Source organism: Modestobacter lapidis (assembly GCF_054780755.1).
Genome location: NZ_BAAGVS010000004.1, coordinates 246,756 through 268,879 on the forward strand (window position 1 = coordinate 246,756; position 22,124 = coordinate 268,879).

General features: G+C 71.6%; 19 protein-coding genes and 1 pseudogene. 11 read left to right on the forward strand and 9 right to left on the reverse strand.

Going from position 1 to position 22,124, the window contains the following annotated elements:
• Positions 1 to 75 precede the first annotated feature (75 nt).
• From ACYVG5_RS08155 to ACYVG5_RS08165, 3 genes are all read left to right on the forward strand, one after another.
• The gene (locus tag ACYVG5_RS08155) at positions 76 to 1,413 is read left to right on the forward strand and encodes a class II 3-deoxy-7-phosphoheptulonate synthase (RefSeq protein WP_222044761.1); all 1,338 of its coding nucleotides are present in this window, start codon (positions 76 to 78) and stop codon (positions 1,411 to 1,413) included.
• Complete coding sequence (locus ACYVG5_RS08160; RefSeq protein ID WP_222044763.1) at positions 1,413 to 2,450, forward strand: threonine aldolase family protein; 1,038 nt, start codon at positions 1,413 to 1,415, stop codon at positions 2,448 to 2,450. The genes ACYVG5_RS08155 and ACYVG5_RS08160 overlap by 1 nt, the downstream gene beginning before the upstream one ends.
• Positions 2,451 to 2,671: 221 nt before the next feature.
• Positions 2,672 to 4,135 (forward strand): GntP family permease, encoded by a 1,464-nt coding sequence (locus ACYVG5_RS08165; RefSeq protein ID WP_222044765.1) that lies wholly within the window; start codon positions 2,672 to 2,674, stop codon positions 4,133 to 4,135.
• Positions 4,136 to 4,151: 16 nt separating this feature from the next.
• On the opposite strand, the gene ACYVG5_RS08170 is transcribed toward ACYVG5_RS08165, so the two are convergent.
• Positions 4,152 to 5,066, reverse strand: a complete 915-nt coding sequence (locus ACYVG5_RS08170; protein ID WP_460683084.1) for a deoxyribonuclease IV — start codon at positions 5,064 to 5,066, stop codon at positions 4,152 to 4,154.
• A gap of 10 nt (positions 5,067 to 5,076) precedes the next feature.
• Entirely contained in the window at positions 5,077 to 7,092 is a 2,016-nt protein-coding gene (locus ACYVG5_RS08175) for a PASTA domain-containing protein (protein ID WP_222044767.1), read from the reverse strand.
• A 195-nt stretch (positions 7,093 to 7,287) separates the two neighbouring features.
• Between ACYVG5_RS08175 and ACYVG5_RS08180 the strand changes: the two genes are divergently transcribed.
• The 3 genes and pseudogenes from ACYVG5_RS08180 to ACYVG5_RS08190 all read left to right on the forward strand — a co-directional run.
• Positions 7,288 to 7,611, forward strand: coding sequence for an Rv2175c family DNA-binding protein (locus ACYVG5_RS08180; RefSeq protein WP_222044769.1), 324 nt, complete (start codon positions 7,288 to 7,290; stop codon positions 7,609 to 7,611).
• Between the two features lie 29 nt (positions 7,612 to 7,640).
• A complete protein-coding gene (locus ACYVG5_RS08185) occupies positions 7,641 to 7,985 on the forward strand; it encodes a lycopene cyclase domain-containing protein (RefSeq protein WP_222044771.1) in 345 nt (114 codons plus the stop codon).
• Positions 7,986 to 8,041: 56 nt separating this feature from the next.
• Positions 8,042 to 8,191 (forward strand): annotated as a pseudogene (locus ACYVG5_RS08190) (lycopene cyclase domain-containing protein); the annotation flags it as partial.
• On the opposite strand, the gene ACYVG5_RS08195 reads toward ACYVG5_RS08190, so the two are convergent.
• From ACYVG5_RS08195 to ACYVG5_RS08205, 3 genes are read right to left on the reverse strand one after another with little or no spacing between them, the layout of a single operon-like run.
• Positions 8,188 to 9,141 (reverse strand): phytoene/squalene synthase family protein, encoded by a 954-nt coding sequence (locus tag ACYVG5_RS08195; protein ID WP_460683085.1) that lies wholly within the window; start codon positions 9,139 to 9,141, stop codon positions 8,188 to 8,190. The pseudogene ACYVG5_RS08190 and the gene ACYVG5_RS08195 overlap by 4 nt on opposite strands.
• Positions 9,138 to 10,661, reverse strand: coding sequence for a phytoene desaturase family protein (gene crtI / locus ACYVG5_RS08200; RefSeq protein WP_222044775.1), 1,524 nt, complete (start codon positions 10,659 to 10,661; stop codon positions 9,138 to 9,140). The genes ACYVG5_RS08195 and crtI overlap by 4 nt, the downstream gene beginning before the upstream one ends.
• A complete protein-coding gene (locus tag ACYVG5_RS08205) occupies positions 10,658 to 11,794 on the reverse strand; it encodes a polyprenyl synthetase family protein (protein WP_460683086.1) in 1,137 nt (378 codons plus the stop codon). The genes crtI and ACYVG5_RS08205 overlap by 4 nt, the downstream gene beginning before the upstream one ends.
• 214 nt (positions 11,795 to 12,008) lie before the next feature.
• Between ACYVG5_RS08205 and metF the strand changes: the two genes are divergently transcribed.
• A complete protein-coding gene (metF, locus tag ACYVG5_RS08210; RefSeq protein WP_222044777.1) occupies positions 12,009 to 12,908 on the forward strand; it encodes a methylenetetrahydrofolate reductase [NAD(P)H] in 900 nt (299 codons plus the stop codon).
• 12 nt (positions 12,909 to 12,920) lie between these two features.
• On the opposite strand, the gene ACYVG5_RS08215 is transcribed toward metF, so the two are convergent.
• Positions 12,921 to 13,559, reverse strand: a complete 639-nt coding sequence (locus tag ACYVG5_RS08215) for a hypothetical protein (protein WP_222044779.1) — start codon at positions 13,557 to 13,559, stop codon at positions 12,921 to 12,923.
• Positions 13,560 to 13,726: 167 nt separating this feature from the next.
• Here ACYVG5_RS08215 and ACYVG5_RS08220 point away from each other — a divergent pair, with 167 nt between their 5' ends.
• From ACYVG5_RS08220 to ACYVG5_RS08235, 4 genes are all read left to right on the forward strand, one after another.
• Positions 13,727 to 14,044, forward strand: coding sequence for a type II toxin-antitoxin system VapB family antitoxin (locus tag ACYVG5_RS08220; protein ID WP_460683087.1), 318 nt, complete (start codon positions 13,727 to 13,729; stop codon positions 14,042 to 14,044).
• Positions 14,045 to 14,491: 447 nt separating this feature from the next.
• Complete coding sequence (locus tag ACYVG5_RS08225; protein WP_222044783.1) at positions 14,492 to 14,818, forward strand: hypothetical protein; 327 nt, start codon at positions 14,492 to 14,494, stop codon at positions 14,816 to 14,818.
• Positions 14,815 to 17,094: a LamG domain-containing protein gene (locus tag ACYVG5_RS08230; RefSeq protein WP_222044785.1), complete on the forward strand. Its 2,280-nt coding sequence runs from the start codon at positions 14,815 to 14,817 to the stop codon at positions 17,092 to 17,094. The genes ACYVG5_RS08225 and ACYVG5_RS08230 overlap by 4 nt, the downstream gene beginning before the upstream one ends.
• A gap of 224 nt (positions 17,095 to 17,318) precedes the next feature.
• Complete coding sequence (locus ACYVG5_RS08235; protein ID WP_222044787.1) at positions 17,319 to 18,266, forward strand: LuxR C-terminal-related transcriptional regulator; 948 nt, start codon at positions 17,319 to 17,321, stop codon at positions 18,264 to 18,266.
• Positions 18,267 to 18,484: 218 nt separating this feature from the next.
• On the opposite strand, the gene ACYVG5_RS08240 is transcribed toward ACYVG5_RS08235, so the two are convergent.
• From ACYVG5_RS08240 to ACYVG5_RS08250, 3 genes are read right to left on the reverse strand one after another with little or no spacing between them, the layout of a single operon-like run.
• Positions 18,485 to 21,547, reverse strand: coding sequence for a type I restriction endonuclease subunit R (locus ACYVG5_RS08240; protein ID WP_222044789.1), 3,063 nt, complete (start codon positions 21,545 to 21,547; stop codon positions 18,485 to 18,487).
• Positions 21,547 to 21,906, reverse strand: coding sequence for a type II toxin-antitoxin system death-on-curing family toxin (locus ACYVG5_RS08245; protein WP_222044791.1), 360 nt, complete (start codon positions 21,904 to 21,906; stop codon positions 21,547 to 21,549). The genes ACYVG5_RS08240 and ACYVG5_RS08245 overlap by 1 nt, the downstream gene beginning before the upstream one ends.
• Positions 21,903 to 22,103 carry a ribbon-helix-helix protein, CopG family gene (locus tag ACYVG5_RS08250; RefSeq protein WP_246629415.1) on the reverse strand — a complete coding sequence of 67 codons (201 nt, stop codon included), beginning with the start codon at positions 22,101 to 22,103 and terminating at the stop codon, positions 21,903 to 21,905. Before ACYVG5_RS08250 ends, ACYVG5_RS08245 begins: the two co-directional genes overlap by 4 nt.
• Positions 22,104 to 22,124 lie beyond the last annotated feature (21 nt).

Sequence of the window (22,124 nt, forward strand, 5' to 3'; positions counted from 1 at the left end):
CACGAGCCTCCGGGCGGGGCCACCGAGGCCGGGGCGAGCCGCGGGACGGGGCCTGGCAAGCCGTACTCTGGGCCCGTGAGTCTTCCCGAGCCCGCCGAGCTGGTCCCCGACCTGGACCGGTGGCGGTCGCTGCCCGCCGCCCAGCAGCCGGAGTGGCCGGACCGGGCGGCGCTGGACGCCGTGCTGTCCACCCTGACCACGGTGCCGCCGATCGTCGCGCCGCCCGAGGTGGACACCCTGCGCGAGCAGCTCGCCGACGTCGCGCAGGGCAAGGCGTTCCTGCTGCAGGGCGGTGACTGCGCGGAGACCTTCGACCTGAACACCGAGCCGCACCTGCAGGCCACCACCCGCACGCTGCTGCAGATGGCCGTCGTCCTCACCTACGGCGCCAGCGTGCCGGTGGTGAAGGTCGGCCGGGTGGCCGGCCAGTACGCCAAGCCCCGCTCGTCGAACATCGACGCCCTCGGGCTGCCCTCCTACCGCGGCGACATGGTGAACTCGCTCAACCCGGTGCCCGAGGAGCGGATTCCCGACCCGCACCGGCTGGTGCGGGCCTACGCCAACTCCGCGGCGGCGATGAACATGATCCGGGCCTACGCCCGCGGCGGGCTGGCCGACCTGCACGCCGTGCACGACTGGAACAAGGACTTCGTGTCCACCTCGCCGGCCGGCGTGCGCTACGAGGTGATCGCCCGCGAGATCGACCGTGCGCTGGCGTTCATGAAGGCCTGCGGCATCGACGACGCCGCGCTGCGCGGGGTGGAGCTCTACAGCAGCCACGAGGCGCTGATCCTCGACTACGAGCGGGCCCTGCTCCGCATGTACGAGGGCCGCCCGTACGCGCTGAGCGCGCACTTCGTGTGGGTGGGGGAGCGCACCCGCCAGCTGGACGGCGCGCACATCGAGTTCGTCTCCAGGCTGGCCAATCCGATCGGCGTCAAGATCGGCCCGACCACCACCCCGGAGCAGGCCACCGAGCTGGTCGAGCGGCTCGACCCCGAGGGCGTGCCCGGCCGGCTGACCCTGATCAGCCGGATGGGCAACGGCAGGATCCGCGACGTCCTGCCCGGGATCGTGGAGAAGGTGACCGCCAGCGGCCACCAGGTCGTGTGGCAGTGCGACCCGATGCACGGCAACACCCACGAGTCGCCCAGCGGCTACAAGACCCGGCACTTCGACCGGGTCGTCGACGAGGTGCTCGGCTTCTTCGACGTGCACCGCGGGCTGGGCACCTGGCCCGGCGGCATCCACGTGGAGCTGACCGGTGAGGACGTCACCGAGTGCCTCGGTGGCGCGATGGAGATCAGCGACGACGACCTCAACAGCCGGTACGAGACCGCGTGCGACCCGCGGCTCAACACCGGCCAGTCCCTGGAACTGGCGTTCCTCGTCACGGAGATGCTGCGCAACTGATGTACGGGATCAACACCGACGATCCGGCCACCCACAGCGGTGCCGTCGACCTCCGCTCGGACACCCTGACCCGCCCCACGGCGGCCATGCGCCGCGCGATGGCCGAAGCCGAGGTGGGCGACGACGTCTACCGCGAGGACCCCACGGTCAACGCGCTGGAGGAGCGGGTCGCCGACCTGTTCGGCCACGAGGCGGCCCTCTTCGTCCCCTCCGGGACGATGGGCAACCAGATCGGCCTGCGGCTGGTCTGCGAGCCCGGCCAGGAGGTGCTGGGCGACGCCGACTGCCACGTGCTCACCTACGAGATGGGCGCCGCGGCCGCGCTGTTCGGGTTGTCCAGCCGCACCGTCGTGTCCGATGGCGGGCGGTTGTCGGCCGACCAGCTGATCGCCCAGGTGCGCCCGCACGGCGACTGGCACCTCACCGCCACCGCCGCCATCGCCGTGGAGAACACGCACAACCGGGGCGGTGGCCTGGTCCAGCCGCTGGCCGAGCTGGAGAAGCTGTTCGAGTGGTCGCGCGGGGCCGGGGTCAACGTGCACCTGGACGGCGCGCGCATCTTCAACGCGCACGTGGCCTCCGGCGTGGCCCTGTCCACCTACGGGGGGCTGGCCGATACGGCGTCGGTCTGCCTGTCCAAGGGCCTGGGCGCGCCGATCGGCTCGGTCCTGGTGGCCGGGGCCGAGCGGATCGCCGCCGCCCGGCTGTGGCGCAAGCGGCTCGGCGGCGGCATGCGCCAGGTCGGCGTGCTGGCCGCGGCCGCCCAGTACGCCCTCGACCACCACCTCGAGCGGCTGGCCGAGGACCACGAGCACGCCCGGCTGCTCGCCGAGCGGCTCGGGGTCGACCCGGCGACGGTGGAGACGAACATCGTCGTCGTCGAGGGCGTCCAGGCCCCGCTGGTCGCCGAGGTCGCCAAGGCCCAGGGCGTGCTGGTCGGCCAGGTCAGCCCCACCCGGATCCGGCTGGTCACCCACCTCGGCGTCGACCGGGCCGGCGTCGAGCACGCGGCGAAGGTGGTCGGCGAGCTGCTGTGACATCGCGACCCTTCGGGCCGCACCGCGGCCAGGTGCCGTCCCCCGGTCTGGGCTGAGCCGCTGCGCCGGTCCCGGTCGGGGAGCCTCCGCCCCCCGCGACCGGTCCCGGCAGCGCCTGCCGGCGCGGCCGTGGGCGCTTTTCCGGTGCCCGGCCTCCCATGGCCACGGCGCAGCCGACATGCTGTGCGGTACCTGAGCCCGTCGACGGAAAGAGGCTCGCCGTGGAGGAAGTCGTCCCCGCCCTGGGTACCGCCCCGCTGCTGCTGATCGCGGTGGCGGCGGTCGCCGTCCTGCTCGTCTTGATCATGAAGTTCAAGGTCCACGCCTTTGTGGCCCTGGTCCTGGTCAGCCTGCTCACCGCGCTGGCCACCCGGATCCCGGTCGGTGAGGTCATCGACACCATGCTGGCCGGCTTCGGCTCCACCCTGGCCAGCGTCGCGCTGCTCGTCGGCCTGGGCGCGATGATCGGGAAGCTGCTGGAGGTCACCGGCGGCGCCACCGTCCTGGCCGACTCGCTGATCAACCGGTTCGGCGAACGCCGCGCACCGCTCGCCCTCGGGGTGGCCTCGCTGCTGTTCGGCTTCCCGATCTTCTTCGATGCCGGCCTGGTCGTCTTCCTGCCAATCATCTTCAGCGTCGCCCGGCGCTTCGGCGGGTCGGTGCTGCTCTACGCGCTGCCGGCGGCCGGCGCCTTCGCGGTCATGCACGCCTTCGTGCCGCCGCACCCGGGGCCGGTGGGTGCCGGTGACATCCTCGGCGCCGACATCGGCCTGCTGGTCGTCGTCGGGCTCGTCATCGGGGTGCCCACCTGGTTCATCGCCTCCTACCTGTTCAGCCAGTGGATCGGCCGGCGCGTCGACGTGCCGGTGCCCAGCACCCTGGCCGGCCGTCGCTCGGAGGCGGACGATCCCCGGGTCGAGGCCACCGACGTCGAGGACGGCGCCGGGCCCGCCGCCGGCACCGCGGGCGCCACCGCGACCGGGACGGCCACCCGCACCACCCCGCCCCGGTTCAGCACCGTGCTGGCGCTGCTGCTGCTGCCCCTCGTGCTGATCCTGCTCAACACCGGGTTCAGCACCCTGGCCACCGCTGGTGCGGTCGACGGCGAGGCCACCTGGCTGCAGGCCCTGGTCCTCCTCGGCCAGACCCCGATCGCCCTGCTGATCACCCTGCTGGTGGCGGCGGTCGTGCTGAGCCGGGAGCGCTTCAGCCGGGCAGAGACCGAGGACCTGCTCAACTCCTCGATCGGCCCGGTCGCCGCGATCATCCTGATCACCGGCGCGGGCGGGATGTTCGGCGGCGTGCTGCGGGCGAGCGGGATTGGCACGGCGCTGGCGAACAGCCTGGAGTCCATCGGGCTGCCGGTCATCGTCGCCGCCTTCGTGATCGCGACCTGCCTGCGGGTCGCCCAGGGGTCGGCCACCGTCTCCCTGCTGACCACCGCCGCGCTCATCGCCCCGGCGGTGGCGGAGAACGACCTGTCCCGGCTGGACGCCGCGCTGGTGGTGATCGCGATCGCCTGCGGCGCCACCGTGCTCAGCCACGTCAACGACTCGGGGTTCTGGCTGGTCGGCCGGTTCCTGGAGATGGACGTGAAGACGACGCTGAAGACCTGGACGGTGATGGAGACGCTGATCGGCGTGGTCGGGTTCGCGATCGCCTGGCTGCTCAGCCTGGTGGTCTAGAGAGCCGATCAGCCGATCAGCCGGCCAGCGGGATGGCGTCCACCAGGGCGCCGTCCCGCAGGCTGGTCAGCAGCGCGATGTCCTTCGCGTGCCCGTCGTCCGCGCTGGGCGTCTCCACGACCACCGGGACGCCGGCCAACGCCCGGTGGGCGAGCAGTTCGGCGAACGGCGCGGTGCCGTACGGACCGGAGCCGATCGAGCCGGCGCCGATCGTGGTGTGCCGGTCGCGGGTGGAGCCGCAGGCGTCCAGCGAGTCGTTGGCGTGCACCAGCCCCAACCGGCCCGGGCCGACGGTGGCCACCAGCGCGTCCAGGGTGGCGGTCATCCCTCCGGGGACGGAGAAGTCGTGGCCGGCCGCCCAGGCGTGACAGGTGTCGAAGCAGACCCCGACCGCCGGGTGGTGCTCGAGGGCGGCGAAGTAGGGGCCGAGGTCCTCCACCGTCGCGGCCAGCGACTTCCCGCCACCGGCGGTGGGCTCGATCAGCAGCCGCGGCCCGCCGTCGGGCAGGTCCGCCAGCAGCGGCAGCAGCCGCTCGTGCAGCTGCCCCAGCGCCGCCTCGTACCGGTCCGCTCCGACGGCGGACCCGGCGTGCACCACGACCCCCGCACAACCCAGCTGCGCCCCCCGGGCGAGGTTGTGCGCGATGGTGGCGACCGACTGGGCGACGGTGGCCTCGCTGGGGGAGCCGACGTTGACCAGGAACGGCGTGTGGATGAACGACGGCACGCCGCGCTCGGCGCAGCCGGCGGTGAAGGCCGCGTCCTGCCGGGGGTTGCCGGCGCTGGGCTTCCAGCCGCGCGGGTTGCCGACGAAGACCTGGACGGCGCGGGCGCCGACGGCGTCGGTGTAGGCCAGCCCGCCCGTGGCGAGCCCGCCCTTGATCTGGATGTGGGCGCCGATCGGGGGCACGGTGGAACGAAGGGAGGTCACGAGGAAGAGGTCACCCGAAGCTGATGAGGATGCGGACGGTGCTGCCCTGGTCGACGACCTCGCCGGCCCGGGGGCTCTGCTGGAACACGCGATCGCCGGCGATGAACGTCTCCGGGTCGGCCTCGAGACCGACGGCCGCCAGCGCGGCGACCGCCTCGTCCTCGGACATCGAGCGCACGTCGGGCACCGTCACCTGCGGCACGCCGACGGACACCTGGATGGTGACGGTGCTGCCGTAGGGCTGGGGATCGTCGCCGGGCCCCGGGTCCACCGCCATGACCGCGCCGGCCGGCACGTCGGCGCTGCGGCCCTCGGTGCGCTCGACGGTGAAGCCGTCCGCCTCGAGGTTCGCCGTGGCGGCCTCGGGGCTCTGGCCCACCACGTCGGGTACCTGGACCGGCGCCCGGCCGGAGCTGACGACGACGATCACCGACTGGTCGCGGCGCAGGTCGGTGCCGGCGGGCGGGTCGAAGGAGATGACGCCGCCCTCGGGCACGGTGTCGCTGAACCCGGACGCCGGCACCAGCGGGATGGGCTGCTCGACGAGGGCGGCCTGCACCTCCTCCAGCGGCTGGCCCACCAGGTCGACGGGGATGCTGAACCGCTCGGGGCCCTTGGAGACCACGATGTCCACGTCCGAGCCGCGGATGAGCCGGCCCTCGGTGGGGTCGGCGGAGATCACGTTCCCCTCGGGGACGTCCTCGCTGAACTGCTCGTCGGCGAGGACCGGGTCCAGCCCGGCCTCCTGGACCAGGCCGACCGCGGTCTGCTCCGGCTGGCCGACCAGGGACGGCACGTCGGTCCAGCGTCCCTCGCCCAGCCACCAGCCGACCGCCCCGATGGTGATCGCGAGGAGGAGGACCAGGGCGACGCCCAGCCGGGCGCGGCGCCGCCGGATGTGCGGCGGCACCCCGGGCCGGATCGCGGCCGAGCGGGCGGAGATCCCGGGGCGTGCCCCGGAGACCGAGGTGGTCGGCCCGGGGCCCATCCCCGGCAGCATGGAGGTGCCGCGGGCGCGGTCGGGCCCGCCCAGCACCTGGGTGTGCGGCTCGCCGTCCCGACCGGGGCTGCTGGGGTGCCGCGGGCGCGGCGTGGTCGGCCGGTTCGTCGGGCGCAGCGTCCCGGGGCCGCCGGCCGCCTGGCCGGTGGGCACCGGCACCCGGGCGAGGCCCAGGTCGGCGCGGACGTCGGCGATCTCGGCGAGCAGCGCTCCGGCGTCCAGCGGGCGGGCCGAGGGCTCGCGGCGGGTGGCCCGGGTGACCAGCTCGTCGACCTGCCACGGAACCGTCGCCACCTCGGTCGAGGGGGCCGGGACGTCGTGGTGCACGTGCTGGTAGGCCACCGCCAGGGCGCTGTCGCCGCCGTAGGGCGGGTGGCCGGTCAGCAGCTCGAACAGCATCACCCCGGCGGCGTAGACGTCGCTGCGGGCGTCGCCGCGGCCGCGCTCGAGCTGCTCGGGGGAGAGGTAGGCGACCGTGCCGATGAGCACGCCGCCGGTGGCGGTGTGGCTGGTCTGCCCGGTGCCGGTGACCGCCCGGGCCAGGCCGAAGTCGGCCACCTTGACCTGACCGTCGACGGAGATGAGCACGTTCTCGGGCTTGACGTCGCGGTGCACGATCCCGGCCCGGTGGGCCGCGGTCAGCCCGCCCAGCACCGGCTCCAGGACGGCGAAGGCCTCGCCCACGGTGAGCCGGCCGCGGGCCTGCAGCAGGTCGCGCAGCGTGCGGCCGCGGACGAGGTCCATGACCAGGTACACCAGCCCCTGGTCGCTGCCCTGGTCGCTGACGCCGACGACGTTGGGGTGGTTGAGCATGGCCGCGGCGCGGGCCTCACGGGTGAACCGGTCGACGAACGCCGGGTCGTGGGCGAGATGCTCGGCCATCACCTTGACCGCGACCGTGCGGTTCAGCCGGAGATCGGTGGCGGCGTAGACGGTGGACATGCCGCCACGTGCCAGGTGCTCCTCGAGGCGGTATCGCCCCTCGAGCACGAGGCCGACCACGGGGTCGGTCACGACGGTCTCCACGTGGACGAGTCTAGGAGCGTCGGCGCGGAGACGAACCCAACGACGCGGGGTGCGCGGGGCCCTGGTGACGGAGTCGCCACACTGGCACCAGAGGGGCTCACCGGACCCGCACGACGGCGTCGCAGGGCGTCACCGCAGCGGCCGCCGCGTCCCCGGGCCGGTGGGTCCGTCGGGCTGGCCATAGGCTGACAGCCTATGGACACGCTCACTCCCGCGGAGGTCGCCGCGCAGCTCGGGGTCTCCAGCAACCGGGTTCGTCAGCTGATCCGCGACCGTCGGCTCATGGCGGTGCCCGGCAGCGGCAACGGCAAGATTCCCGCCGACTTCCTGCAGAACGGCGAGGTGCTGCGGCATCTGCCGGGTCTGCTCACCGTGCTGGCCGACGGCGGCTTCTCCGAGGAGGAGGCCTTCGACTGGCTCTTCCAGCCCGACGACTCCCTGCCGGGCACCCCCGTGCAGGCGCTGCGCGACGACCGGCACACCGAGGTCACCCGGCGCGCGCAGGCCCTGGCGCTCTGATCCCATGGGCGCACTGACCCGATGAGCCCATGGGGCACCTGACCTACGCGGCGCTGCTGGTGGGCTGCCTGGTGGTCACCGCGCCGCTGGAGCTGCTGCTGGGCGTGCGGGTGTACGCCCGCTGGCGGCGGCTGGTGCTCGCCGTGCTCCCCGAGTTCGTCGTCTTCGTGGTGTGGGTGCTGTACGCCATTTCCGCAGGCCACTGGGCGTACAGCGACGAGCTCACGATCGGCGTCCGGCTGCCCGGGGGGATGCCGGTGGAGGAGGTGCTGTTCTTCGTCGTCGTCCCGGTGTGCGCGGTGCTGGCGCTGGAGGCGGTGCGAAAGGTGACCGGCTGGGACGCGGGTTATCCGAGCGAAGAGGCTGAACGGTGAGCTACTCGGCGCTGGCGGTCGCCGCGGTGATCGCCGTCCTGGTGGTCGACCTGGCAGTGCTGCGCACCCGGCTGGTCACCCGGGCGGTGTTCTGGGTCGCCTACGCCATCGTCATCACGTTCCAGTTGCTGATGAACGGTGTGCTCGCCGGTCTGGACGTGGTCACCTACGACCCGGCCGCGATCTGGGGCCCGCGGATCGCCTACGCGCCGGTGGAGGACCTGCTGTTCGGCTTCGCCATGGTGACCCTGACCCTGGCCAGCTGGGCGGCGGTCAACCGGCGGGCGAACACCGCCAGGCGGCGCGACCCGGGCACCCGCACCCGGCGGTCGAGCACCCGGTAGCCGGCGCGCTCGATCTCGGTGAGGATCCCGCCGTACAGCGCGGTGGCCGCTCGCACGCAGTCGCGCGACTCCGGGGCCAGCATCGGGGTGCCGGGGGCGGCGTCGTCGTAGCGGCGGCGGGTGATGGCCACCATCTCCCGCATCAGCTCGCGGAACCCGGCGTCGAAGCGCTTGGCCGCGAGCTGCTCGCGGGTCACCCCGTGCGCGGCCATCAGGTCCTCGGGCAGGTAGACCCGGCCACGGTCGACGTCCTCGCCGACGTCGCGGAGGAAGTTGGTCAGCTGGAAGGCCTCGCCCAGCGCGATCGCGTGCGGGGCGGCCTCCTCCCGGGTCACCCCGCGCGCGGTGCCCAGCACGGGCAGTACCTGCAGGCCGATGACCGACGCGGAGCCCCACATGTAGCGGTCCAGGGCGGCGAGGTCGGGGTAGCCCGCGACGTCGAGGTCGCTGCTCATCGCGGCCAGGAAGTCGATCAGGTGCTCGACCGGGATCGCGTAGCGGCGGACGGTGTGCACCAGCGCCAGCCGCACCGGGTCGGCGGACCAGCCGGCGTCGAGTTCGGCCAGCGCCGCCCGGGACCAGGCGGCCAGGTCGCCGCGCGGGTCGGCGCCGGGGACGTCGACCAGGTCGTCGGCGGTACGGGCGGCGGCGTAGAGCGCGTGCACGGCCGGACGCCGGTCGGGGGTGAGCAGCCGGGTGGCCAGGTGGTAGCTCTTGCCGTGCTCGGCGTTGATCGCCGCGCAGTGCCGGTAGGCGGCGTCCAGGGCGGCCTGCTGCGCCGCCCGCGAGGCCGGCGGCACGGGCGGCGTCACGCCGGCACCGGCCCGGTGATCCGCTCGGCGGCCAGCCGGCCGCTGATCACCACCATCGGGACGCCGACGCCCGGCTGCACCGACGAGCCGGCCAGCACCACGTTGTCCGGGCCGCTGCGCGGCAGCGTGCCGGGCCGGAACGGGCCGGTCTGGCCGAAGGTGTGCGCGAGGGCGAAGGGCGTGCCAGCCGCCATCCCCTGGGCCGCCCAGTCCAGCGGGGTGCGCAGCTCCTCGACCTCGACCGCGCCGGTCAGCCCGGTCCAGCCGCGCGTCTCCATCGTGGCCAGCACCTCGTCCCGGTAGCGGGGCCCGAGGGTGGGCCAGTCGAGGTCGGGGTTGCCGCCGCTGCGCCGGTCGAGGTTGGGCGTGGGGGCGACGACGCTGAGCACCTGGCCGCCCTCGGGGGCCAGCGACCGGTCGGTGACCGAGGGCATGCTGACCAGCAGGCTCGGGTCGCTCATCGGCCGCCCGTCGCGGGTCAGCTCGCGGAACACCTGCCGCCACGAGTCGCCGAAGCTGATCGTGTGGTGCGCCTGACCGGGCAGTCGGGCCCGCACGCCCAGGTGCAGGGCCACGCAGGACGGCGAGTACACCGGCCGGCGCCGGCTGCGCAGGCCGGGCACCAGGGCGGACGGTTGGTCGACGGTGACGACGACGGCGTCGGCGGGCAGCCGCTCACCGCCGTCCAGGCGGACCCCGGTGACCCGGGAGCCGGTCAGCTGCAGTTCCGCCACGCCCGTGCCGTAGCGGAAGACGACGCCGGCGTCGGCCGCCGCGGCGGCCATCGCGGCCGGGACCGCGGCGATCCCGCCCGCCGGGTGCCAGACGCCCGCGCCGATGTCCAGCTGGGCGATGACCGCGTAGGCGGCGATGGCGCGGAACGGCGACACACCGGCGTAGAGCGCCTGGAAGCTGAACAGCCGGCGCAGCCGGTCGTCGCTGAAGTACCGGTCGACGTGCCGGGACAGCGTCCGGAACCCGCCCATCCGGGCCAGCGCGAGCAGCTCGGGGCCGGCCAGGTCGAGCGGGGAATCGAAGTTGCGGTCGATGAACACCGGCAGCTGGATGCGGTGCAGCTCGACCAGGTGGTCGAGGTAGCGGCGGAGCTCGGTCGCCGACCCGGGGCCGCACACCTGCGCCACCTCGGCCGCGAAGGCCTCGCGGTCGGCGTGCACGTCGAGCGCGGACCCGTCGGCGAACCGGGCCCGGTAGGTGGTGGCCAGCGGGGTGAGAGCGACCCGGTCGGCGAGCCGCTCGCCGACCGCGGCGAGGGCGTCGTCGACCAGCTCGGGGGCGGTGAACACCGACGGGCCGGTGTCCAGGACGTAGCCGCCGCGCTCCACCCGACCCGCGCGGCCGCCGGGCCCGGCCGCGCGCTCGACGACGGTGACCTCGCGGCCGGCGCCCCGCAACCGCAGTGCCGCGGACAGCCCGGCCAGCCCGGCGCCGACGACGACGATCCGGTCGGTGCGGCCCGGAACGGTCCGCAGTGCCCGCCTCGTGCGGCGCGGTCGGCTCATGCGGTGCGGGTGGTGGCGGCGACCGCCAGCGCGTCGAGCGCCGCGCGGGCGTCGGCGGCGATCGGGGCCTCGGCGATGGCGGCGCGGGCGCGCGCGGTGCGCCCGGTGATCCGCTCCTCGACCCGGGCGCGGGCGCCGGAGTCCTCGATCAGCGTCCGCAGCGCCTGCAGCTCGTCGGGGCCGGCGTCCGGGTCGCCGAGGCAGTCGGTGAGCAGCTGCCGGCCGGCCGCGTCGGTCGCCTCCTCGGTGAGCGCGATGAGCAGCGTCTGCTTGCCCTCGCGGAGGTCGTCGTCGGCGGACTTGCCGGTGACGGCGGGGTCGCCGAACACGCCGAGGACGTCGTCCCGCAGCTGGAAGGCCTCGCCCAGCGGCAGACCGATCGCCGTGTAGGCCTCCGCGGCGCGGGGGCCGGCGCCGGCGATGGCGGCGCCGAGCTGCAGCGGCCGCTGCACCGTGTAGCCGGCGCTCTTGTAGCGGGCGACGGTCAGTGCGCCGTCCGGGCCGGGTAGTCCGCCGACGGCGCGCAGCAGGTCGAGGTACTGGCCGGCGGTGACCTCGGTGCGCATGGTGTCCCAGACGCCGCGGGCCCGCTCCAGCGCGGCGGCGGAGATGCCCGACCGGCGCAGCAGCTCGTCGGACCAGACCAGTGCCAGGTCGCCGACCAGGATCGCCGCGCCGACGCCGAAGGTGTCGCCGTTCCCGGTGAGGGCGCCGTCGCCGTGCCGGGCGGCGAAGCCGATGTGGGTGGCCGGGCGGCCGCGGCGGGTGAGCGCGCCGTCCATGACGTCGTCGTGGACCAGGGCGCTGGCGTGCACGAACTCCAGGGCGGAGACGGCCCGCAGCACGGCCGCGTCGTCCTCGGCCGGCCCGTGGGCATCGGCGGCCACGCCGCGCCAGCCCCAGTAGGCGAACAGCGGGCGCAGCCGCTTGCCCCCGTCGGCCAGCGCGCACACCTCGTCGACGACCGGCGCGAGGGTCGGGTCCATCGCGGCCAGGGTCTGCCGCTGGCGCTCGAGGAAGTCGGTGAGTGCGGCGCCCACCGAGCCGCGCACGCGGTCCAGGTCGGCGGCGTCGGGCGAGGGCGTCGTGGAGGGTCCGGTGGACCAGTCGCGGTGCTGCGTCCCGGCGGTCACCGGGCCAGTATCGCCCAACCGGATCGTCGGCGGTCTGCCCACCACGGATGTCATCGGCCTCCGGGGCATGAGAGCTCCTCTCGCGCCGGGGGAGGACCCGGCGTCGCGCGCGGCATGGTCGTGCGGTCAGGTCTGCTTCGCCGGAACGGGGCCGACCGGATGCACCGAGGGTGCGATTCCCGAGGACGGAATCCGTTCCGTACTCTTCGGTCCCGTGACCGGCACCGTGCGCGAGCTCCTGGACCAGCAGCAGCCGACGTGGTCCTTCGAGTTCTTCCCACCCCGCGACGCGGCGGCCGGTGCGCAGCTGTGGACGGCGCTGCGCGAGCTCGAGCGGCTGCACCCCTCGTTCGTCTCCGTGACCTACGGCGCCGGCGGGTCGACCCGGGAGGGCACGGTGGCGGTGACCGAGCGCATCGCGGCGGAGACCACCATGCTGCCGCTGGCCCACCTGACCGCCGTCGACCACAGCGTGGCCGAGCTGCGGCACGTGGTGAGCAGGCTGGCCGCCGCCGGGGTGCGCAACCTGCTGGCGCTGCGCGGCGACCCGCCGGGCGCCGACCCGCAGGCCGACTGGGTGGCCCACCCCGCCGGGTTGCGCTACGCAGCGGAGCTGGTCGGGCTGATCAAGTCGATCGGCGACTTCTCGGTGGGGGTCGCGGCCTTTCCGGAGCAGCACCCGCGCTCGGTGGACGCCGAGACCGACACCGCGATGTTCATCGCCAAGTGCCGGGCGGGGGCGGACTTCGCGATCACGCAGATGTTCTTCCGGGTCGAGGACTACCTGCGGCTGCGCGACCGGGTGGCGGCCCGCGGCTGCGACGTGCCGATCATCGCCGGGGTGATGCCGGTGACCGGCGTCCGGCAGATCAGCCGGATCGTCCAGCTGTCCGGCCAGGCCTTCCCGGCCGACCTGATGGACCGGTTCACCGCCCTGGACGGCGACCGCCCGGAGGACAGGGCCGCGGTGCGGGCACTCGGCGTCGAGGTGGCCACCGACCTCTGCGCGCGCCTGCTGGCGGAGGGTGTCCCGGGCATCCACTTCATCACCATGAACCGCTCCACGGCGACGCGGGAGGTGCACGCCGCGCTGGCGGGGGTGCCGGCGTCCTGACCGCCCGGCGGTTCAGTCGGGTACGGGAGTGTCGGTGAGCACCGCCTCCGCGCGTGCTGCGGCCCGGCGCAGGCCTTCCCGTTCGGCGGCGTAGCCGCCCAGGACGCCGACCACCGGCAGGTTGCTCAGGGCCCGGTGCCGCAGCTTGCCCTTGGGGCGCTCGTCGAGCGCGTCGTCGATCCGGCCGAGCAGCCGGGCCACCCGCCACAGCGCGCGGGCGTTGCCACGCAGGCCCGTCCGCTCGTCCCGGGCGCCGAAGGCCTCCTCGGCGTAGCTGCCCTTCGCGCGCTGCAGCAGCGGTTCGGCCCGGGCGGCCGGGAGGTCGCGGTCGAGCAGCACGCGGGCCAGCAGCGACACCCGCTCGGCCGGCTCGGTCACGCCGTGCTCGCCGGCCACCCCGAGGACGACGACCGCCTGCACCGCGGAACCGACGGTGTTCTGCAGCGGCAGCAGGTCGGCGAGCTTGCCGGCGAACCGCGGGGCCGCCGATACGCCGGCAACCACCCGGCCGACCTGCTCGGACCACCACCGGGCCCGCTCCGCCGCCGGGAGCTGCGGCGGCCGGCCGAGCTTCTGCAGCAGGGGCGTGCACGCGCGGTCGACCCGGCGGAACACGTCCACCACGACGGCGTCGCTGATCGGAGGGGCCACGAGGGAGGACGCTAGGCCGCGCGCCCGGTGCCCGCACGTTCCCGCGGGAGCGTGGTCAGGGTGCGACCTCGTCGGCGGTTCCGCGGACCGTCCGAGCGACTGCCGCGTCCCTGCTGGTGCAAGCCGGGGATGCATCCACTGCACACTCGTCTCAGCGGGGTGGAATGGTGGCGCGACTATTTACCATGGTGGAGGGCGGCGAACCGTCGATGGAGGAAGCCGCGGCCCTGAACATCAAGAATCCGGAGACCCAGCAGCTCGCCCGGCAACTGGTCGAGCTGACCGGAGAGACGGTCACTGCGGCGGTGACCGTGGCCGTCCGGGAGCGCCTGGACCAGCTCCGCGGTGGCAAGCGCGGAAGCACCCACGAGGAGCGGATCGAGCCGTTGGCGATGCTCGCAGGACATCGCCCACGCTTGACCGGTGAGTTCCCGGAGCGAGACCACGGCGACCTGCGGTACGACGAGGCCGGACTGCCGGTGTGATCGTCGACGCGCGCCACGTAGTGGCTCTACGGCACCAGCGATACTGGAAAAAGTTGCCGCGATCGGCAGCGGCGAATAGGCGCCAAGAATCACCTCAAAGCCCACCGCCCAGCGGGGCGTAGCCGCGATCCGGCCAATCGGCCCTCGCCAGTAGTCCCACTGCGGGTCGGCTAGCCGGGTGAAGTGCGAGGTGCAAAAACTGACATGTCCTGATTCGGCCCACGCACTGCCTCCCCATCCCGTTTAGCTTGGGAGGTCTCGTCCGAGCCTCCTGGTGGGGCTCCCGATCGGCTACGCATTTTGACGTATCGACGGCTCCGAGGCGGTTGCCTACGGTCGTCAAGCACACACATCAACGTTGGTGTGCCGAGCGTCAGGAGGCCAACAATGGCTCGACTTCCGGATCTCGTGCAGCAGCGCGAGAGGGCAGCCGCGGCAGCGTCTGTCGTGGAGAACGTCATCTTCGAACGCCAGATCAAACCGCGCGTTAATGCCGCCATCGTGGACGAGCACGCCGCAAAACCCATCGGTCACCACTCTGACGACCTAGAACGGGTCCTGCTCTACCTGCGCAGCCATCACTTGACGATGAAGGGCAAGTACATCCTCGTGTGCACCAAGCCCCACGAGGAGTGGCGGATCGCCGTGCTAACCGGTCGCAGGAACGAGCCTCCGGTGCTTACGGAGGAGGCCTTCAGCGATCGTGACTCCGCAGAACATGGGGTGTTCCTGCGCAGACTGCAGGACGCCGGGCTTTGGGAGGTGGAGAAATGAAGGTCATCGGTTACGCAGACAACTTTTCGGTCTCCCCAGGGGGTTCGCTGGAAATCAAGGTCAGCTGCGACGCGCCCGAGTACCGGGCCGACCTTGTGCAGCTGATCCACGGTGACACCAATCCCGACGGCCCTGGATTCAAGATCCGGGAAGTAGGTCCTGACGCCACCACTCACACCGGGCGCGTCCAAAGGATCCACACCGGCTCGTACGGTGTGGTCGACCACCAAGGTCAGCTAGACGGGCTCGAGACATTCACCATGATGGTGATGGCCAGTCCCACGAGACTGGCCGCTGGCGCCCAGACGCTCATGGGCACGTGGCACGACGAACGTCGTGCTGGTGCCGTCGTCGGCATCGATGACAACGGCTGCGCATCGGTCACCATCGGTGATGGCCGTGGCGGGGAGGTAAGCGTCGCGACCGGCGCGCCGATGCTCGACGGGGTTTGGTATCTCGTCGCCGCGACGCTGTCCGAGGGCCGACTGGAGATCGTCCAGGAACCGTGGGTGACCCGGACCAACAGCCGGTTCGCCATCGCCAGCTCTTTGGAGAGCACCACCGGACGAGCCGGCGTCGACGTCAATGTGGTCCCAGACTTCCGCAATGGGGCGCCGCTGCAGTTCGCGGCGCACGTCGCCGCGGACACGCACGAACTAATCGGGCAGGTTCCGGCAGGACTGTTCAACGGCAAGCTGGACAGCCCGCGCATCTACTCCCGCAGGCTCGGCGGCGAAGAAATCCGCCGCGCGGTGGAGTCACCCAAGAACTTCGACGGCCTGCTGGGGGGGTGGGAATTCGAGGCGGAGATCACCGCGAACGGGCTCTCCGACCCCAGAGGGGTCACGGACGTGTCACCCAACCGCCTGCACGGGCGAACGGTCAACATGCCGACGCGTGCCGTCACCGGATACAACTGGCGTGCCAAGGAGCAGAACTTCATCCACGCACCCGGTGAGTACGGAGCGATCCACTTCCACGATGACGACTTGGACGATGCGCGGTGGCAGACCGATTTCCTGCTGGAGGTTCCCGAGGACCTGCCCTCTTCGCTTTACGCCGTGCGGCTACAGGCCGAAGATGACACCGACTACGTGCCCGTCTACGTCCGGCCCCGGCCAGGGAACCACAAGAAGATTCTCTTCTTGGCGCCCACCGCCAGCTACATGGCGTACGCCAACGACCACGTGGCGCTGGACGTCCCACTCGCCCAACTGATGGTTGCCCGCGTCCCCGTCATGCAGGAGGCCAACATCACGCTCTCTCGGGAACGGGAGTTCGGTCTTTCGACGTACGACACTCACTCGGACGGATCTGGGGTGGCCTACTCCTCGCGACTGCGCCCGATTCTCAATATGCGACCGGGCTTCCGCCACTGGCTCTCGCCTTCGCTGTGGCAGTTCAACGCGGACCTCCATCTCATCGACTGGATGATCGAGATGGGGTACGAGTTCGACGTTCTGACCGACTTCGACCTCCATCAAGTGGGTCCTAAGGTACTCGAGCCTTACAACGTGGTGCTCACGGGAACTCACCCGGAGTACTACAGCGAGGCCATGCTCGACGGACTCCACGAGTACGCCGAGCAGGGCGGACGGATCATGTACCTCGGTGCCAACGGCTTTTATTGGGTCATCAACTACGACGGGGACGAGGGAGAGGTCATCGAGGTACGCAAGGGGCACGGCAATAACGCCTGGAAGGCGAAGCCCGGCGAGTACCACCTGTCCTTCACCGGCGAGTACGGATCCCTGTGGCGGCACCGGGGTAGGGCTCCCCAGCGACTCCTGGGCGTGGGTTTCGGGTCGGAGGGGTTCGACGTGAGCGAGCCCTATCGCCGCACCCCGGACTCCTACGACTCGCGCACCGCCTGGATGTTCGACGGCATCGAGGACGAGTGGTTGGGCGACTTCGGCCTCGTTGGGGACGGCGCCGCCGGCCTGGAACTCGATGTCTACGACGCGGACCTCGGGTCGCCGCCAGAGGCCATGCTCGTGGCGGCGTCCGCCGGGCACACGGAGGCGTACGCCATCGTCGCCGAGGAGCTGTTCTTCAACGTTCCCGGAACCACCGGCACCCACAGTTCTCTGGTTCGCGGGGACATCGTGTACTTCCCGACGCCCGAGGGAGGTGGCGTCTGGTCGGTCAGCTCGATCGCCTACTGCGGGTCGTTGTCGCACAACGGCTACGACAACAACATCTCGAAGTTGACCAAGAACGTGCTGGATCGGTTTGCCGCGGACGGTCCCGCGCCCTTGGGTGCCACCGCCGAGTGACCTACGCCGTCCGGACCGTCGCAGGCCAGCCTGCGACGGTCCGGACGCGTGGGTTGAGTTGCCCTCGGGACCCGGTCTAGCATTCCCGAAATCCCATCTGAGGATCTCACGGGGATGTGGAGGAGGGGCTGCTTATGACCAGCGCCGCTGGCGTGGCTCCGTGGACGGCGAGCAGTCTGCCGCCTGGTCACATGGTGCCCCTGCTCGAAATCAGTCGCATGGCGATGAGCGACGCCGACCGTAAAGAGAAGGCTTGCGAGGCACTCCGGGCAATTCGCTCGATAATCCCCTACGAGGCAGCGGGCATTTCCGTCTGGGACCCACTCACCGGCGTGCACCAGACCTTGGCCAGCGACGGGTATTCCGAGAGGGTCTCTTCTTATCTCAACGGCGACTTCGTCGAAGAGGACGAGATGTACCGGTCGATGCGTACGAAGAACCCGCTACCACTGCGCTGGCAGGACTTCCCTGACAACTACCGTGACCTCCACTCGGCGCGGTCGGTCTTCATCCCGGCCGGATTCGACGAGGGGATGTCGGCCCTACTGCTGAGCGGAGGCCACCGGTACACGGGTGTGCTGCACATCAGCGTGGGCGGCCGAGAAGACATCACGGACGAGGCGGTGGGTTCGGTGACGTGGCTCCAGAGCCTGCTGTCGCCGATCGTCGACGAGCTCGCGACGTGGTCGCGGCTCGTGGAGCGACTTTCCCCATCCTCAAGTGCGATGGTGCTCGACCAGTCCGGGATCGTGCAAGACCTGCCGGATCGCCGGTGGGCGACCTCGTCGGACAACCGCGACGCCTTGCGATCGTCCCTCATGCTGGAGTGGGCGACGCTGTCGTCGGGCACTCACCGGCGGATGTGGCGCTCGCCCTCCGGTGACTGGCTGCAACTGCGGATCTATGGAGTCGGGACGAGAGTGCTGGTAGCGGTGGAGGAGAACTCCGACGGCCCCCCTTGCTCCCTGACGTACCAGGAGATGGTCATCGTCGCCAGGGTCGCCGAGGGCAAGAGCAACAAGCAGCTGGCATCCGATCTGGGGGTGTCAGTCCGAACCGTGGCCAAGCACATGGAACACATCTTGGACAAAGCGGGTGCAGAGTCCCGCACGGAACTGTGCTCGCGGGCGCACCGGGAGGGCTTCATCAGCCTTCCGCCCGCGAGTGGGTGACTAGACCGGAGGATGTGACGGCTCGGCCTGACTTGGTTGCGGGTCGGGGCCTCGCTCTCCGAGTTCCGTGGGTTACCGAGCAGCTGTAGCCGGCCGCTTGTCGGGTGCGGGGGGTTAGCAGGCATCTGGGCCGCACTTCGCGATGACACCTGCCATCCGCCATCTCCACTACGTCATCTTCGGCCCGGAGCGGGCGTCCGTGCGTACGCGCTGATCGCTCACGCCGCGCTGTCCGCGTGCTTGCGGCGGGCCGCCCGGTACGTCTCGGAAGTCACCATCCGTAGGACGGCGTCGGCGAAGCCCTCGTCCTCCAGGAGTGCCTTGAGCAGCTTGTTGGAGCCCTCCTGGCTCTGGAACAGGGCGCCGGCGATGTCGTCCTTCTTGATGGTGAGGGAGAACTGTTCCTCGGTGTTGTCGGCGGCGCGCTGCTGGACGTCGGCGTCATCGGACAGCGTGCTGGGCACGCCGTAGTAGATCTGCAGGGTCTCGGCCTCGGACAGGTCGATGCCGAAGGTCGAGTTGAAGGTGTTGATCAGCTCGGACAGCTTGATCATCAGCGCTTCCTGGATCCCACCGCGCCCCGCGCCGGTGAAGCTCTCGATCTCACCGTCGCGCTCGCCCGGGGTGTTGCTGCCGCTGCCCTCGGCGCCGGACTTGTGCCCGACAAAGGCCAGGTCGGTGTCGCCGAGGTCGATGACGCCGGGCTCGCTCACCGGGCCCTTGAGCTTGGCGAGCACCAGCTTTCCGTAGATGTAGAGGCTCTCCAGCTCCTCGTCGGTGAACCGCAGAACCTGGCCCAGGAACGCGTAGGCGCGGACGAAGGCCTTGAGGGCATCGCGCAGGTCGGTGAGCTCGTGGTCGGGCAGGTTGGCTGCCCGGGCGACCGCGGGATCGACGTTGGCCGTCACCGTCGCGTGGCTGCTGCTGTTCCCGAGCAGGAACGCGGCCACCGCGCGTCGCTGCTCGTCGGGGTCGAGGACGTGGTGGTCCTCGATCCGGGTGGCCAGGTTGTAGAGCAGGTTCGGGTCGGTCTCCTCCGTCCAGCTCGACTCGTAAAACGGCGCGAACTGCTCGCGCATCTCCTCGGCGGTGTTGACGAAGTCGAGGATGAACGTGTCCTCCTTGCCGGGGTGGATGCGGTTGAGCCGGGACAGCGTCTGCACGGCCTTGACGCCCTCGAGCTTCTTGTCCACGTACATGGTGTGCAGCAGGGGTTGGTCGAACCCGGTCTGGTACTTCTCCGCGACGATCAGCAGGTGCCCCTCGTCGGAGAAGCGGGCCTGGGTCTGGACTTCGGGGAACCCGTTGAGCCCGGTCTCGGTGACCGGGTTCCCGGGGACGTCGGGGTCGGTGACGCCGCCGGAGAAGGCCACCATCGCCCGGACGTCGGTCAGCTGCTTCTTCGCCAGGTACCGCTGGACGGCGGCCAGGTACCGCACCGCGTGCAGCCGGCTCTTGGTCACCACCATCGCCTTGCCGGCGCCGCCGATCTTGCCGGCGGTGACGCTGCGGAAGTGCTCGACGATGATCTCGGCGCGGTGGTCGAGGTTGGAGGGGTGCAGGTCGACGAAGCGGGCCAGCGCGGCTGCCGCCTTGCCCTTCTCCACCTCCGGATCCTCGCTCGTGAGGCCGTTGGCGAGCCGGTAGTAGCGCTTGTAGGTGACGTAGTTGACCAGCACGTCGAGGATGAACCCCTCCTCGATGGCCTGGCGCATCGAGTAGAGGTGGAACGGCTCGTAGACGGTGGTGCCCGCGTCGTCCCGGGCGGTGCCGAACAGCTGCAGCGTCTTGCCCTTGGGGGTGGCGGTGAAGGCGAAGAACGACAGGTTGGGGCTGCGCCCCCGCGACATCGCCGAGGCGGTGACGGCGGCGACCAGCGCGTCCTGCGCATCGGCCTGAGCCGCCTCGGCACCGGCGGCGTCGGCCTCGGCGGCGGCCAGTGGGTCGGTGCCGCCGAGCACCTTCTTCACGCTCTGCGCCGAGTCACCGGATTGGGAGGAGTGCGCCTCGTCGACGATCACCGCGACGCGCTTGCCTTCCACGGCGGCGTCGGCGGCGTCGGCGGCGATGACCGGGAACTTCTGCAGCGTGGTGACGATGATCTTCGTCTTGGTATCGGTCAGCGCGGCCCGCAGCTGCTGGCTGTCCTGGTCGATGCGCTGCAGCAGCCCCTGGACGTGCTCGAAGCCGGACAGCGTGGCCTGCAGCTGGGCGTCGAGCACGCGCCGGTCGGTGATGACGACGACCTTGTCGAACACCAGCTCGTCGGTGCCGATGCCGGCGCCGGCGGCCAGCGCGGCCGGGTCGCTGGGGGAGTGCAGGTCGGCGAGCCGGTGGGCCAGCCAGGCGATGGAGTTGGACTTCCCCGAGCCGGCCGAGTGCTGCAGCAGGTAGCTCTGCCCGGCCCCGTGCGTGGCGGCGTGCGCGGTGAGCCGCTCGACGACGTCCCACTGGTGGTAGCGGGGGAAGAGCACCGTGCGCGGGCCGGACTTCGGCACCTCCTCCTGCACGTAGCGGTGCAGCAGGTCCAGCCAGGTGTCGCGGGACCACACCTGCTCCCACAGGTAGGCGGTGCGGTGCCCGGACGGGTTGGGCGGGTTGCCCTCGCCGCCCTTGCGGCCGGCGCCCGCGGAGCCCTGGTTGAACGGCAGAAAGGCGGTCTTCGGGCCGGCGAGCCTGGTGGTCAGGAAGACCAGGTCGGGGTCGACGGCGAAGTGGGCGAGGCAGCGGCGGGCGAAGATCCGGTCGGCCGGGTTGCGCTGGGCGGGGTCGCGGTACTGCGCCTTGGCGTGCCGGACGGTTTGGCCGGTGAACTGGTTCTTCAGCTCCGCAGTGGCCACCGGGATGCCGTTGACCGCCAGCATCAGGTCCAGCGACTGGTGCGGTGAGGACTCGCTGTGGTGCAGCTGCCGGTAGACGAGCAGCCGGTTCGCCGAATACTTCTCGACCAGTTCCAGGGTGAGCCCGGAGGTGGGCCGGAAGTAGGCCAGCTGGAGCCGCTGGCCGGATTCCTTCACCCCCCGCCGCAGGACGTGGACGACGCCGCGCGCGTCGATCTCGTCCGCGATCCGCTTGACGACCTTGGGGACGACGGCCGCCCCGTGCAGCTGCGCCAGCTTCGCCCACGCCTGCGGCTGGGTGTCCATCACGAACCCGACCAGCTGGACCGGGTCGAGCCCGAGCGGGACGTCGTAGTCGGTGGGGGAGCCGTGCTGCCAGCCGTGTGCGAGGAGATGAGCCTCGATCGCGGCCTCGAAGTCGGATTCGGTGTGCCCCGCCATCAGCTGGTCATTCCCGTCAGCCGCTCCGCGATCGTGGCGACGTCGTTGAGAGATCCGTCTGCGACTGCGACGACAAGCTCCACCACTTCGGCCTGGGTGGCGTGCGGCCGATGCCCGTTGAGGCCGAGGAACACCGCGCAGGCGCGCCAGGCCAGCCGCTTGTTTCCGTCCACCAGTGCATGGTTGCCGGCCAGGGAGTGCAGCAACGCCGCCGCCTTGGTGTACAAATCCGGGTAGGCGTCTTCCCCGAACACCGTTGCCTGCGGCCGGGCGACTGCCGAGGCGAGCAGCCCGACGTCGCGGATGGCTGCCTGCCCGGCCAGGGCCAGCACGTCGTCGATGTCGAGGTAGACGGTCACCGGCGGCCGAGCTCGTCGAGCGCCTCGGCATAGGTCTCGTTCACCCACGCGGTTTCCCGGGTGACCGCTGCCCGGTGGGCTCGACGCTCGACGTACTCGCGCACCGCCTCCCGCGCAACATCCTGCATGGACCGCTGCTCGGCCTCGGCCTGGGCGCGAAGCGCGGCGGTCTCCTCGTCGGTCAGTCGCAACGTCATCGCCATAACCGGATGATACCT

Bases quoted from the DNA above. Each gene is read 5' to 3' on its own strand.
- ACYVG5_RS08160 (WP_222044763.1), top strand. From the start codon at position 1,413: ATGTACGGGATCAACACCGACGATCCGGCCACCCACAGCGGTGCCGTC.
- ACYVG5_RS08180 (WP_222044769.1), top strand. From the start codon at position 7,288: ATGGACACGCTCACTCCCGCGGAGGTCGCCGCGCAGCTCGGGGTCTCC.
- ACYVG5_RS08185 (WP_222044771.1), top strand. From the start codon at position 7,641: ATGGGGCACCTGACCTACGCGGCGCTGCTGGTGGGCTGCCTGGTGGTC.
- crtI (WP_222044775.1), bottom strand. From the start codon at position 10,661: ATGAGCCGACCGCGCCGCACGAGGCGGGCACTGCGGACCGTTCCGGGC.
- ACYVG5_RS08230 (WP_222044785.1), top strand. From the start codon at position 14,815: ATGAAGGTCATCGGTTACGCAGACAACTTTTCGGTCTCCCCAGGGGGT.
- ACYVG5_RS08235 (WP_222044787.1), top strand. From the start codon at position 17,319: ATGAGCGACGCCGACCGTAAAGAGAAGGCTTGCGAGGCACTCCGGGCA.
- ACYVG5_RS08240 (WP_222044789.1), bottom strand. From the start codon at position 21,547: ATGGCGGGGCACACCGAATCCGACTTCGAGGCCGCGATCGAGGCTCAT.
- ACYVG5_RS08250 (WP_246629415.1), bottom strand. From the start codon at position 22,103: ATGACGTTGCGACTGACCGACGAGGAGACCGCCGCGCTTCGCGCCCAG.